This window comes from Nocardia sp. XZ_19_231 (assembly GCF_015355705.1).
GTDB classification, from domain to species: Bacteria; Actinomycetota; Actinomycetes; order Mycobacteriales; family Mycobacteriaceae; genus Nocardia; species Nocardia salmonicida.
Map to the genome: position 1 here is coordinate 683467 of NZ_JACUZI010000003.1, position 15622 is coordinate 699088.

General features: G+C 69.6%; 1 protein-coding gene (cut by a window edge). It reads right to left on the bottom strand.

All coding sequences use genetic code 11. From position 1 onward, the window contains the following. A protein-coding gene (locus IBJ82_RS16475; protein ID WP_194826765.1) for a non-ribosomal peptide synthase/polyketide synthase crosses the window boundary here: on the bottom strand, positions 1-15622 show its 3' end. 28169 nt of this gene lie beyond the right edge of the window; 15622 of the gene's 43791 nt are visible here — the last part of the coding sequence; its start codon lies off the right edge, out of view; it ends in the stop codon at positions 1-3.

Genomic DNA, 15622 nt, shown 5'->3' on the forward strand with positions numbered 1-15622 from the left:
CTATTCGGCGACGATCACCGTCACTTCACCCTCGGCCGCGTCGGTCGCATCGCCCGCCACCACGAACCAGTGGGTCACTTCGCCCTCGGCCAGGTCGTCTTCGACCGAGGCGTCGGGCAGCACCGACAGGGCGCCCGCGGTGGACGAGGCCAGGAATTCCTGGACGGCGGCCGGGCCGGAGGCGTGGGTGGTGTAGGTGGTGCATTCGTAATCGATGCCGTGTTCGTCGCGGAGGCGTTCGGCGAGAGCCACCGCTTCGGACTGGCCGAGGACCTTGGTGTTCTCGCCGGAGACCAGCACGAAGGCGGGGTGGTCTTCGGTGAGCGGGCGGACCCGGTCGGCGTAGGAGACGGGGTGGGCCGCCGCCGCGGCGATGTCGGCTTCGATGTCGGGCAGAACCAACCACTGGCCCGCCACGCCGGCGACCGGGGTCGCGCTGATGCCGAAGGTCGCTCCGGCGGCCGCGATCTCGACGCCGGGGAGTTCGCCGGCGAACAGGGCCGCGGCGCCCGCCTTCTGGACCGCCCAGGCGGCGAGGACCGAATCCACGCTGCGCGGCAGCGAGATCGCGACCACGTCGCCGGGGCCCGCACCGCGTGCGATGAGCACGCGAGCCAGCTGCGAGGACTTGCGATCCAGTGCGCTGTAGGCGATTTCGCTGTCGCCGCGCAACAGGGCCGGGGCCTGCGGGTCGGCTTCGACGACCTCGGCCAGCACCTTGGCCACCGTCTGCGCGCCGACGCCCGTAGCCACCGGAGCCGAAACAGCGGCTGTCACACCGGAATCGGCGAGCAGCTGCGCTCGTTCGCTCGCGTCGAGGATGTCGATGTCGCCGACCAGGCCGGTCGGGTTGTCGAGCAGCTCGTCGAGCACACGCAGCAGGCGCTGCGACAGCGTGCGAACCTCGTCGGCGGTGAAGGTACTGGTCAGGTACTTCATCGTGATCTCGATGGTCGACTCGGCCATCACCACCAGCGTGAGCGGGTAGTGCGTGGCGTCGTCGAGGCCGACACCGGTGACCTGCATGCCGTCGATCGAGCTCGCCGCGGTGACGGCGTCCTTGTCCATCGGGTAGGACTCGAACACCACGAGGGTGTCGAACTGCGAGCCCATGCCCGCCACCCGCTGGATGTCGGACATCCCGACGAAGTGGTGGCTGAGCAGTTCGGCCTGCTCGGACTGCACCCGCTGGGTCAGCTTCTCCGCGGTCATCCGGTCGTCGATCTGGATGCGCACGGGCAGGGTGTTGATGAACAGGCCGACCATCGACTCGACGCCGGGCAGCTCCGCCGGGCGACCCGAGACCGTCGCGCCGAACACCACGTCGTCACGGCCGGTGAGGCGACCGACGACGATGCCCCACGCGGTCTGCAGCAGCGTGTTCACGGTGACACCGAGCTCGCCCGCGAACTTGCCGAGAGCCCTGGTGCGGTCGTTGTCGATCTCGACGATGACCTTGTCGAGTTCGTAGCGCTCCTCGGTGCGCGGCGCGGGCGCGAGCTGGGTGGGGCCTTCGACCCCGGCCAGCGCTTCGGCCCACACCTGCAGCGACACCTCACGATCCCAGCCCGAGAGCCAGGACAGGAAGTTGCGGTAGGACGCCACCCGCGGGAGCGCGGTGAGGTCACCGCGCACCGCGTAGAGGACGAGCAGGTCGCGCATCAGCAGCGGCATGGACCAGCCGTCGACCAGGATGTGGTGGACGGTGATCGCCAGGTGCGCGGTGCCCTCGCCGGTCGTGTACAGACCGAAGCGGATCAGCGGCGCGGTGGCCATGTCGAACTGGTCGGCGCGGTCGGCGAGCAGCAGTTGCCGCATGCGCGGCATCCGCTCGTCTTCGGGCAGGTCGGTGAGGTCCACCTCGCGCCACGGCACCTCGAGCTCGGACAGCACCACCTGCACCGGCTGACCGGCCGAATCGGTGACGAACGCGGTCCGCAGGTTCGGGTACCGGTCGAGCACGGCCTGGGCCGCGCCGCGCAGCCGCTCGGTGTCGAGAGTGCCGGTCAGGTCGAGCACGGCCTGCACCGTGTAGACGTCGACGGTCGCCGAGCTGAGCATGGCGTGGAACATCAGGCCGGCTTGCAGCGGCGAGAGCGGCCACACTTCCGACAGCGCGGGGTAGTTGCGCTCCCAGAGCTCGATATCGGACTGGCCGACCCGCACGAGCTGCATGTCGGACGGGGTGAAGCCACCCGCGTCGGCACGCTGCGCGTGAGTGGCGAGCGCGGTCAGCGCGGCCACGAACAGATCGGCGAACTCCTGGGCCTGGTCGGCGGTGAGCAGGCCCTTCGGGAACGCGATATTCGCGCCGAGCTGCGGGCCCTCGTCGCCGTCGTTGACGATGGCGTTGATGTCCAGCGTCGCGTTGGCGGGCATGTCCAGGTCCATCTCGGCGTCGAGCTGACCCAGATCCGCCACCGGCACCCAGCCGAGTTCGGCGAGCTCGGCGGGGATCTCACCGGCGGTCGCGCGGCCGAGGTAGTTGAAGCTGATCTGGCCGACGCTCGGCAGATCCGCGCCCTCGGTGGTCAGGTACTTCAGCATGCCGTAGCCGATGCCCTTGTCGGGCACGGCCAGCATCTGCTCCTTGACCGACTTGATCACGTCGGCGAGCACGGCGCCACCGGCGAACGCGTCGTCGAGGTCAGCGCCTGCCAGGTCGAGGCGGATCGGGAAGGCGGTGGTGAACCAGCCGACGGTGCGCGACAGGTCGGCACCGGCGACGATCTCTTCCTGGCGGCCGTGTCCTTCCAGCTTGATCAGTGCCGCGGTGCCGGATTCGTCACCGCGCCACCGGGATACGGCCAGTGCGAGTGCGGTGAGCAGGCCGTCGTTGACGCCGCCGTGATAGAGGCCGGGGATCGCGGTGAGGACCGCGTCGGTGACCTCGGGCGACAGGGTGACCTGCACCCGGTCGACGGTGGCGAAGGTGTCGACCTGCGGGTCGAAGGCCCGCGCACCCAGCTGCGGATCGGCGGTGGCCGAAACCTCGCGCCAGAACGGCAGTTCCGCACGACGATCCGTCGACTGCTCCACCAGGCTGTGTGCCCAGCGACGCATCGAGGTGCCGTTGACGGGCAGCGTGACCTGCTGGCCCGCCGCGATCTGGCCCCAGGCCATGCCGAGATCCGGGATCAGGATGCGCCACGAGACGCCGTCGATCACGAAGTGGTGTCCGACGACGAGCAGCACGTCGCGGCGGCGCGGACCCTCGGCGGGCGCACCGAAGGTGAACCAGACGAACTGCACCATGGCGGCGTTCGCGGGGTCGAGACGGCCCATGGCCTCGTCGTATTCGACGCTGGCCAGCTTGGAGAGCTGGTCCTCGGCGATGTCGCCGGCGACCTCGACCCGACGCACGAGTGTGGCCACGTCGACCTCGCCCGGCGCCAAAGCCTCGAATTCCCAACCGTTCGCACCGCGAGCCACCCGCGAACGCAGCACGTCGTGGTGGTCGAAGACCGCACCGATCGTGGCGTGCAGGACCTCGGCCGTGATGTTCTCGGGCAGGCGAAGCACCATCGACTGGGAGAACCGGTCGTAGGTGGAGCCGCCGGCCAGGATCTGGCGCATGATCGGCAGCATCGGGATGTCGCCGACACCGCCGCCCGGCAGTTCCTCGAGGACGATCTGTTCGGCGTCGCCCGCGAGCACGGCGATCTCGGCAAGCCCTGCCACGCTGCGCTTTTCGAACACATCGCGCGGCTTGAAGAGCACGCCGCGGTCCTTGGCACGCGAGACCAGCTGGATGGACAGAATCGAGTCGCCGCCGAGGGCGAAGAACGAATCGTCGAGGCCGACGGCGTCGACACCGAGCACCTCGGCGAAGACGATGGCGATGATCGCCTCGACTTCGCTTGTCGGCGTGCGGAACTCGCGCGGGGCGAGAACAGGCTCTGGCAGTGCGCGACGATCCAGCTTGCCCGCGGGGGTCAGCGGGATCGCGTCGAGGACCATCACGGCGGCGGGCACCATGTGCGCGGGCAGGTGTTGCGCCGCGTATTCGACCAGGGCGGCCGGGTCGACGTTGCCGCGCACGTAGGACACCAGGATGGTGGCGCCCGCATCGGTCTTGCGACCGATGGTGGCGGCGAACTCGATGTCGTCGTGCGCGGTGAGGACCGCGTCGATTTCGCCCAGTTCGATCCGGAAACCGCGGATCTTCACCTGGAAGTCGTTGCGGCCCACGTATTCCACGACCGGCTTGCCGTTCACCGTGCGCCAGGCGACGACGTCACCGGTGCGGTACAGCCGCTCGCCGACGGCGTACGGGCTGGCCACGAAACGCTCGGCGGTGAGGCCGTGGCGCGCGTGGTAGCCGCGTGCCAGCGGGACGCCGCCGAGGTACAGCTCGCCGGCCACGCCCTCTGGCACGGGCCGCAGGCGAGAGTCGAGCACCAGCACGGTCGCGCCCGCGATCGGGCCACCGATGTTCATGGTGTCGCTCGGCAGCAGCGGATCGGACAGGTTGGTGGCGATGGTCGCCTCGGTCGGGCCGTAGGCGTTGTAGAACCGGTGGTGTGCCGGGTCGGTGCCCGCGCTGTGCCAGTTCGCGACCAGGTCGACGGGGGCCTTGTCGCCACCGACGATCAGCGCCTGGAGTCCGGCCAGTGCCGCGGGTTCCATCGACGCCGCGACCAGCGGGGTGAGGAACACGTGGGTGAGCCGCTCGCTCGCGATGATGTCGGCCAGCTCCTCGCCGCCCACCACGCCGACCGGCGTGATGACGAGGGTGCCCGCCGAGCCGACCGCGAGCAGGAACTCGAGGATCGAGGCGTCGAACGACGGTGACGCGAAGGCCAGGGTCCGAGCGTTCTTGTCCAGACCGAACTGCGCCACCTGGGCGGCGGCGAAGTTGGGTACACCGGCGTGGGTCACGACGACGCCCTTGGGCAGACCCGTCGAACCCGAGGTGTAGATCATGTAGGCCGTGTTGTCGGGGCTGACCGCGCCACGACGATCGGCCTCGGTGATCTCGGCGTCGGACTGCGCGGCGATCGCGGCCTCGGTGGCCGCGTCGTCGAGAGTGAGCCAGTCGCCCAACGCGGGCGCGGGCAGGTGGTCGACCTCGGCCGACACCGTAATGCCCAGTGCCGCACCGGAGTCCGACATCATGTGCGCGATGCGCTCGGCCGGGTACTTCGGGTCGACCGGCAGGAACGCCGCGCCGGTCTTGCTGACGGCCCAGATGGCCAGGGTGGTGTCGAGCGAACGCTGCATGGCGATGGCGACGACCGTCTCCGGTGCGGCGCCACGTTCGATCAGCACCCGCGCCAGACGCGAGGAGGCCGCGTCGAGTTCGGCGTAGGTGAGCGAGGCCGACTCGCCCGGCGCGACGATGGCCTGACCGGTCGGGTTCGTCGCCACGGCCTGCGCGAGGAGCTCCGGCAGGGTACTCACCGAAGCGGCGGGACCGCCTGTGCGAGAGAGCAGTTCGGTGCGCTCGGACTCGTCGAGGAGTTCGAGATCGCCGACCGGCGTCGTGGTGTCAGCGACGACCTCGGCGAGCAGACGCTGGAAGCGCTGGGCGAACTTCTCCACCGTCGACTGATCGAACAGCGCACTGGCGTAGGAGAACTCGGCGTAAGCGCCCGCGTCGTCACCGGCCGTCGCTTCCCGCACGGTGAGCAGCAGGTCGAACTTGGCGGTGTCGACGTCGAAGTCGACGGCCGAGACCGACAGACCCGGCAGCTCGAAGCTGGCGTCGGGCAGGTTCTCGAACGACAGCGCCACCTGGAACAGCGGGTGCCGCGCGGTGGAGCGCTCGGGGTTGAGCAGTTCCACCAGACGCTCGAACGGGATGTCGGCGTGGGCGAAGGCGGCCAGGTCGGCTTCCTTGGCCTGGGTCAGCAGCTCCGCGAAGCTCAGCTGTCCACCCACCTGCGTGCGCAGGGCGAGGGTGTTGACGAACATGCCGATCACGTCGTCGAGTTCGGCCTCGCCACGGCCCGCGATCGGGGTACCGATGACGATGTCCTCGGTGCCCGACATGCGCGCCAGGAATACCGCCAGCGCGGTGTGTACGACCATGAACAGCGTCGCGTTCTGCTGGCGAGCGATGGCGGACAGCCCGGCGTGGATGTCGCCGCCGATCGGGAACAGCACCCGGCCACCGGCGAAGGACTGCGTGCTCGGACGCGGTCGATCCAGGGGCAGGTTCAGCTCGTCGGGGACACCGGCGAGCGCGCGCTTCCAGTAGTCGGCCTGCTGGGCCACGAGGCTGGTCTCGTCGGTCTCGGCGCCGAGCACCTCACGCTGCCAGACGCTGAAGTCGGCGTACTGCACCGGCATCGGCGCCCAGCCCGGCGCCTCACCGGCGGCACGGGCGGCGTAGGCGATCATCACGTCGCGGGTCAGCGGGCCCATGGACCAGCCGTCGGCGCTGATGTGGTGGGCGACGAAGACGAGGACGAATTCCTCGTCGGCGACTCGCATCAGCTTCGCGCGCAACGGAACTTCGTCGATCACGTCGAAGCCGGTGGTGATCAGTTCGGCGATCTTGTCGCGCACCTGTTCGGGGGCAACGGTTTCCGGCGTCAGGTCCGGCACGTTGCCCTCGACCGGCAGGATCACCTGGTGCGGTGTGCCGTCGGTCGACGGGTACACCGTGCGCAGGGTCTCGTGCCGCGCGAGCACATCGGCGACAGCCAGCTGCAAGGCCTCGACATCCAGCGCGCCCGACAGGCGGACAGCGACGGGGATGTTGTTCACCGAAGACGCAGTGTCGAACTGGTTCAGGAACCACATGCGCTGCTGCGCGAGCGACAGCGGCACCTGATCCGGGCGCGGCCCGGCGACCAGCGCGCGACGCCCACCGGCGCCCGCACCCTGCTCGACCTTCACCGCGAGACCGGCCACCGTCGACGCCTCGAACAGCAGGCGCACAGGCACCCGACTGTCCAGTGCGGCGCCGAGGCGGGCGGCGACCTGGGTGGCCAGCAGCGAGTTACCGCCGAGAGCGAAGAAGTCGTCGTCGGCGCCGACGCGCTCGGCACCGAGCACATCGGCGAACACGCCCGCCACGATCTCCTCGATCGGAGTCGACGGTGCGCGGAAGGCCTGTGCCTCGAACTCCGGCTCCGGCAGTGCCTTGCGGTCGAGCTTGCCGTTCACGTTGAGCGGCAGCGCGTCCAGCACCACGAAGGCGGCGGGCACCATGTACGACGGCAGACCGGCCGACAGCGTCGACTTGACCTGTGCCACCGCGATATCCGTGCCGACCAGGTAGGCGACCAGGCGGTCGCCGGTGCGCGGATCGGACTTGGCGATCACGGCGGCCTGCGCGATCTCGGGTACCGCGAGCAGCGCGGCCTCGATCTCGCCGAGCTCGATCCGGAAGCCGCGGATCTTCACCTGGAAGTCGGTGCGGCCGCGGTAGTCGAGTTCGCGGTTGTTCCAGGCCACCAGGTCACCGGTGCGGTACATGCGGGTACCGGGGGTGAACGGGTTGGCGACGAAACGGTCGGCGGTCAGGTCGGCGCGGCCGAAGTAGCCACGGGCCAGCTGCGCGCCGGCCAGGTACAGCTCGCCGGCGACGCCGTCGGGCACCGGGCGCAGACGCTCGTCGAGCACATAGACCTGGCTGTTCCACTCCGGCGAACCGATGGAGACCGACACCTGGTCGGCGGCGTTCACCCGGTGCGAGGTGATCGAGACCGCGGCCTCGGTCGGGCCGTACAGGTTGAACAGCTCGGTGCGGCTGAACTCGGCGCGGAAACGCTGGGCCAGCGAGCCCGGCAGCGCCTCACCGATGGCCAGGACCCGCCACAGCGAATCGGGCATCCCCGAGGCCAGCAGCGCGTCGAGCATCGACGGCACCACGTGCAGGGTGGTGACCCATTCGCGCGACATCAGCTCGTTGAGGTAGGCCGGGTCGCGATGGCCGTCGGCCGAGGCGATCACCAGGCGGCCACCGCAGACCGCTGCCGACCAGAACTCCCAGACCGAGAGGTCGAAGGTAGCTGCGGTCTTGAGCAGTACCGCGTCGGCGGCGTCCATGCCGAACTCGATCAGCTTCCACTGCAGCTGGTTGGCGATGGCGGCGTGCGGAACCGCGACACCCTTCGGGCGGCCGGTGGAGCCGGACGTGAAGATCACGTACGCGGTGTTCTCCGGACGCAGCGGTTCGGTGCGCTCGGCATCGGAGATGGGGGTGGCGCCGATCGATTCCAGGTCGAGCTCGTCGATGCGGACCACGGGCGCGATATCGGTGGCGAACTCGGCGTTGGTCAGCACACAGACCGGTGCCGCCGTCTCGAGGATGTAGTCGGTGCGCTCGGCCGCCTGATCGGGGTCGACCGGCACATACGCGCCACCGGACTTGGCCACCGCGTACATCGCGACAACCAGGTCCACCGAGCGGCGCATCGCCAGCGCGACACGGGACTCCGGGCCCACACCGAGCGAGATCAGGTGCCGCGCGAGGCGGTTCACCTTCGCGTCGAGTTCGGCGTAGGTGAGTTGCGCGCCGTCATCGGTGACCAGGGCGGTCGACTTCGGATCGGCGGCCACCGACGCGTCGAGCAGCGAGACCAGGGTGGCCTCGGTGTCGACCGGGTAGGCGGTGGCATTGCGGGCGTCGAGCACCTGGGTGCGTTCGGCCGGAGCCAGCAGCTCGATATCGCCGACCGCGGTGCGCGGGGTGGCGACGATCGCGCCGAGCAGGCGGACGAAACGCTCCACGAAGCCTTCGACCGTGGCGTGGTCGAACAGGTCGGTGGCGTAGGTGAACAGACCCGAGATGCCTTCGGGCTCACCGGCGTCGCCGTAGCGGTCGGTGGCGATCAGGTGCAGGTCGAACTGCGACAGCTTGGAGTCGATGTCGAGGCCGGAGACCGTGAGGCCGGGCAGTTCCAGGGTGGCGCGGCCGAGGTTCTGGAACGACAGGCCCACCTGGAACAGCGGGTGACGCGCGGTGGAACGGACCGGGTTGAGCACCTCGACCAGGCGCTCGAACGGCACGTCGGCGTTGGCGAACGCCGCGATGTCGTCCTCACGCTGGCGGGCCAGCAGCTCGGTGAAGGCTTCGCCGCTGTCGACCTTGGTGCGGAAGACCAGGGTGTTGACGAACATGCCGATCATGTCGTCGAGCGCGGCTTCGCCACGACCGGCCATGGGGGTTCCGATGGCGATGTCGTCGGTGCCCGACAGGCGGGCGAGCAGCACCGCGAGGGCGGTGTGCACGACCATGAACAGCGTCGCGCCCTCGGCGCGGGCCAGTTCGACCAGCGCGCGGTGGGTGTCGGCGTCGATCTGGACGTCGACCTTGCTGCCCGCGAAGGTCTGCACCGCGGGGCGCGGACGGTCGGCGGGCAGGTCGAGCTGATCGGGCAGATCGGCGAGGGCCTGCTTCCAGTGCGCGACCTGCTTGGACGCCATCGAATCGGCGTCGTCCTCGCTGCCGAGGAGGTCGCGCTGCCAGATGCTGTAGTCCGCGTACTGCACTGCCAGCGGCGCCCAGCCGGGCTCGGAGCCCATCGAGCGGGCCGCGTAGGCGGTCATCAGGTCGCGGGTCAGCGGGGCGACCGAGGAGCCGTCACCGGAGATGTGGTGCACGACCAGGGCGAGGACGAACTCGTCGGTGTTCTCGACGCGGAAGAGCGCGACCTTCAGCGGCACCTCGACGGTGACGTCGAACATCGTCGACATCAGTTCCGCGACCGCCGATTCCATCTCCTCGGCGGCGACGGTGCGTTCGATCAGTTCCGGTGCCGCCTGCGCGGGCGACAGGATCACCTGTGCCGCACCGGATTCGGTCTGCGGGTAGATCGTGCGCAGGATCTCGTGGCGCGACACCAGGTCGGTGACCGCGGCACGCAGCGCATTGATGTCGAGTTCGCCGGTGAGGCGAACCGCGACCGGGACGTTGTACGCCGCCGACTGGGTGTCGAAGCGGTTGAGGAACCACATGCGCTGCTGCGCGAGCGAGAGCGGGATGTGCTCGGGGCGGGGACCGGCGGTGAGTGCCTTGCGGTCACCGGTTTCCGCGTGCTGCTCGACCCGGTGGGCGAGCGCGGACACCGTGGACGCCTCGAACAGCAGGCGCACGGGGATACGGGTGTCGAGCGCCTCGCCGAGGCGGGCGGCGACCTGCGTGGCCAGCAGCGAGTTACCGCCCCAGGCGAAGAAGTCGTCGTCGAGGCCGAAGCGCTTGTCGGCATCGAGGCGAAGGACCTCGGCGAAGGTGGCGGCTACGAGCTGTTCGCTCGGGCTCACCGGCGCGCGGAATACCGCCTTCTCGACCTCGGGCTCCGGGAGAGCCTTGCGGTCGAGCTTGCCGTTGGCGTTGAGCGGCAGCGCGTCGAGCTGCAGGAACACGGTCGGAACCATGTACGACGGCAGCTCGGCGGCCAGTGCGGCACGCAGGGCCAGCTTGTCGACCACATCGGCGGCCACGACGTAGGCGACCAGACGGTCGCCCACCACGGGATCGGTGTGGGCCAGAACAGCGGCGGAGGTGATGCCCGGCTGACGCAGCAGCGCGGCCTCGATCTCGCCGAGCTCGATCCGGAAGCCACGGATCTTCACCTGGAAGTCGGTGCGGCCCCGGTAGTCCAGTTCACCGTCGGCGTTCCAGGCGACGAGGTCACCGGTGCGGTACATGCGCTCGCCGAGCACGGAGAACGGGTCGGCGACGAAGCGGTCGGCGGTGAGATCGGCGCGACCGTAGTAGCCGCGGGCCAGCTGGGCGCCGGCCAGGTACAGCTCACCGGACACACCGACCGGAACCGGGCGCAGGCGCGAATCCAGCACGTAGACACGGCTGTTCCACTCCGGCGCACCGATCGAGACCGACACCTTGTCCGCGTCGGTGACCGCGTGGCTGGTGATCGAGACCGCGGCCTCGGTCGGGCCGTACAGGTTGAACAGCGCGGCGGTGTTGGCCGTGCGGAAGCGCTGCGCGGTCGCGGCGGGCAACGCCTCGCCGATCGCGAGGACGCGACGCAACGTACGCGGTAGTGCCGCACCGGATTCGGTGAGCAAGGCGTCGAGCATCGACGGCACCACGTGCAGTGTGGTGACGCCGGTGGCCCGCATCAGGTCGTTGAGGTAGGCCGGGTCACGGTGGCCGTCGGCGGTGGCGACCACCAGACGGGCACCCGCGACGGCGGCGGTCCAGAACTCCCAGACCGAGAGGTCGAAGGTGGCGGCGGTCTTGAGCAGGACCGCGTCGTCGGCGCCGATGCCGAATTCGGCTGTCTCCCACAGCAGCTGGTTGACGATCGCACCGTGCGAGACCGCCACACCCTTCGGCTTGCCGGTCGAGCCGGACGTGAAGATCACGTACGCGGTATTCGCCGGAGCCAGGGTGAGCCCGGTGATCGCGGCGTCGCTGACAGCGCTCGGGTCGAGGTTGTCGAGGACCACCACTTCGGCTGCCGCCGTGCTGAATTCGGCGTTCGCCGTGGTCAGCACGACAGCGGGCGCGGCCGTTTCCAGGATGTAGTCGGTGCGCTCGGCAGGCTGATCCGGGTCGATCGGCACATACGCCGCACCCGTGCGGGCCACCGCGTACATCGCGATGATCAGCTCGGCGGAGCGACGGATGGCCAGCGCCACCCGGTCCTCGGTGCCGATACCCCGCGAGATCAGTTGCCGCGCAAGACGGTTCACCTCGGCGTCGAGTTCGGCGTAGGTGAGCTCGCGGCGACCGTCGGCCTCGTCGACGACCAACGCGACGGCCTCCGGAGTCGCGGCCACGCTGGCATCGAGCAGCGACACCAGGGTGGCATCGGTGTCGACCTCGTGCGCGGTGTCGTTCCACGCCGTGACGATCTGCGCGGATTCCGGCCTGGTGAGCAGGTCGATATCGCCGACCGGGATCGTGGCGTCGGCGGCGACCGCGTCGAGCACCAGCAGGAAGCGGTCGGCGAAGCTCTGGACCGTCGCCTCGTCGAATAGGTCGATGGCGTATTCGAATTCGGTGACCAGCTGGGCCGGTGCGCCGTCGTCGGTGTAGCGGTCGTAGAGGGTGACGTGCAGGTCGGTCTTGGCCAGCTGCGAGTCGTAGTCGACGGCGCTGACGGTCAGGCCGGGCAGTTCGAAGGTGGTGTCGGCCAGGTTCTGGAACGACAGACCCACCTGGAACAGCGGGTTGCGCGCGGTGGAGCGGACCGGGTTGAGCACCTCGACCAGGCGCTCGAACGGCACGTCGGCGTTGGCGAAGGCTTCCAGGTCGCGGTTGCGCACATCGGCGAGCAGTTCGGCGAAGGAAGCGCCGGAGTCGACGACGGTGCGGAACACCAGGGTGTTGACGAACATGCCGATCAGGTCGTCGAGCTCGCGCTCGCCACGGCCCGCGATCGGGGTGCCGACGGCGATGTCGTCGGTGCCGGACAGGCGAGCGAGCAGCACCGCGAGCGCGGCGTGCACGACCATGAACAGCGAAGCGTTGTTCGCCCGTGCCAGATCGTGCAGGGCCGCGTGACGGGTCGGATCGATCTCGAAGCGAATGGCTTGGCCCTGGAACGACTGTGCGGGCGGGCGCGGCCGGTCGGCGGGCAGTTCGAGCTGGTCGGGCAGCTCGGCGAGGGCTTCGGTCCAGTACGCGACCTGCTTGACGGCCAGCGATTCGGGATCGGTCTCGTCGCCGAGGACCTCACGCTGCCACAGCGCGTAGTCGGCGTACTGCACCGGCAGCGGCGCCCACTGCGGCGCCTCGCCCTGCACGCGGGCCACATAGGCGGCCATGATGTCGCGGGCCAGCGGGCCCATCGAGGAACCGTCGGCGGAGACGTGGTGCACGGTGAACGCGAGCACGTGGTCGGTCTCGTTGAGTTCGAACAGCGCGACCTTGAGCGGCACCTCTCGGGTGACGTCGAAGGTGGTCATCGCGAATTCGATGACGCTGCCGAGCAATTCGGTCTCGGTGACCGCGATGTGGTGCACCACGGCGCGGCTCTGCGAGACAGGCAGGATCACCTGGTGCGGGCCGTCGGGCGAGCCCGGGTAGGTGGTGCGCAGCATTTCGTGGCGGGCGAACACGTCGCCGATGGCCTGTTCGAGCGCGGGCACGTCGAGTTCGCCGGTGAGGCGCACCGCGAGCGGGATGTTGTCGACCGCGGAGGTGGAGGTGTCGAACTGGTTGAGGAACCAGTAGCGCTGCTGGGCGGGCGAGAGCGGGATGACGGCGGGCCGCTCCCCCGCGGTCAGGCGCGGACGGGTCCGACCGGAGCCCGCGTTGTGCTCGGCGCGGGCGGCCAGTGCGTACACGGTCGAGGCCTCGAACAGGTCGCGCACCGAGAGCTGGGTGTCCAGGGCGGCGCCGATGCGGGCGGTGACCTGGGTGGCCAGCAGCGAGTTGCCGCCGAGTTCGAAGAAGTCGTCGTCGGCGCCGACGCGGGTCACGCCGAGAACGTCGCCGAAGGTGCCCGCCACGATCTCTTCGATCGGGGTGGACGCCGCGCGGAACACCTTGGCCTCGAACACCGGCGCGGGCAGCGCCCTGCGGTCGAGCTTGCCGGAAGCGTTGAGCGGGAAGGCATCCAGGATCACGAAGGCGGTGGGGACCATGTAGGTCGGCAGTGCGCCACCGAGGTCGGTACGCACGGCATCGAGGTCGATGCTCGCGCCGGCCGCCGGGATCAGGTACCCGACCAGCTGGTCGCCGAGACGCTCATCGGAGCGGACCACGACCACGGACTGGGCGATCGAGGGCAGCGCGGTGAGCGCCGACTCGATCTCGCCGAGCTCGATGCGCAGACCACGCAGCTTCACCTGGAAGTCGGTGCGGCCCAGGTATTCCAGCTCACCATCGACGGTCCAGGCGACGAGGTCACCCGTGCGGTACATGCGCTCGCCGTCGGTCCCGAACGGGTCGGCGACGAAGCGGTCGGCGGTGAGGTCGGGGCGGCTGACGTAACCGCGTGCCAGCTGGACACCGGCCAGGTACAGCTCGCCGGGAACGCCGACGGGCGTCGGGTGCAGACGCGAATCCAGCACGTACACCTGGGTGTTGAAGACCGGCGCACCGATCGGCACCGAGGTGGTGTCGGCATCGGTGACCTCGTGGAAGGTCACGTCGACTGCGGCTTCGGTGGGGCCGTACAGGTTGTGCAGGGCCGCGCCGGTGAGGGCGCGCATCCGCTGGGCGGTCGGCGCGGGCAGCGCCTCACCCGAGGCGAACACCAGGCGCAGGCTGTTCGAGATCTGCCGACCGTCGGCAAGCGCGACAGCGGCGGCCTCGGCCAGTTCGGCGACGAACACCGACATCATCGACGGCACGAAGTGCGCGGTGGTGACGCCCTCGGTGGCGATGATCTCGGCCAGGTAGGCCGGATCGCGGTGACCGTCGGGCTTCGCGACGACCAGACGCGCACCGATCTGCAAGGGCCAGAAGAACTCCCACACCGACACGTCGAAGGTCGCCGGGGTCTTCTGCAAGACGACATCGGCCTCGGTCAGGCCGTACGCCTGCTGCATCCACACCAAGCGGTTGACGATCGCGCCATGGCTGACCGCCACACCCTTCGGACGACCCGTCGAACCCGACGTGAAGATCACGTACGCCGTGTTCTCCGGACGCAGCGGGGCGATCCGCTCGGCATCGGTGACCGGCGCGTCCGAGTAGCCCGAGAGATCCAGGCGCTCGATGTTCAGCGCCGTGGTCGAACCCGCGTCGAATTCGTCACGGACAGTGGTCAATACGCACACCGGGGCGGCGGTCTCGAGCACGTAGTGGGTGCGCTCGGCCGGGTGGTCGGGGTCCAGCGGCACGTAGGCGCCACCGGCCACGCTCACCGCGTACATGCCGATCACCAGGTCGAGCGAGCGGCGCATGCCGAGCGCGACCATGGTGTCCGGGCCGACGCCCTGGGCGATGAGATGGCGGGCAAGGCGGTTCACCTGCGCGGTGAACTCGCGGTAGGACAGACTCGTCCCCTCGAACGTGACGGCGGTCGCGTTCGGGCTGGTCGCGGCCTGTGCCTCGAACATCGACACCAGCGTGGCGGCCTGGTCGACCGGGTGCTCGGTGGCGTTCCAGTCGGTGACCACCTGGCGGTATTCGGCCGGGGCCAGCAGGTCGACCTCACCGATCGCGCGGGCGGGCTTGGCCACGACCGCGGTCAGCATCCGCACCAGGCGCTGCGCGAGGGCGGCGATGGTGTCGGCGTCGAACATGTCCGTGGCGTAGGCGAATTCGGCGGTCATGCCATCGGCGGAACCGTCGGCACGGTGACGATCGGCCAGATTCAGGTGCAGATCGAACTTGGCGGTGACCACATCCAGCGGCACCCCCGCGACCTCGAGGCCGGGCAGTTCGAAGGACGCTTCACCGGTGTTCTGGAACGACAGCATCACCTGGAACAGCGGGTGGCGGGCCTGCGAACGGGCCGGGTTGAGGATCTCCACGAGCCGCTCGAACGGCAGGTCGGCGTGGCCGAAGGCGGCCAGGTCGTTCTCCCTGGTCCGGTCGAGCAGCTCGGTGAACGGCTGGGCCGGGTCGACGGCGCTGCGCAGGACCAGGGTGTTGACGAACATGCCGATGGCATCGTCGAGCACCGCTTCGCCACGACCGGCGACGGCGGTGCCGATAGCGATGTCGTCGCTGCCCGACAGACGGGCCAGCAGTGCGGCGAACGCGGCGTGCACGACCATGAACAGGCTGGCGCCGTGTTCG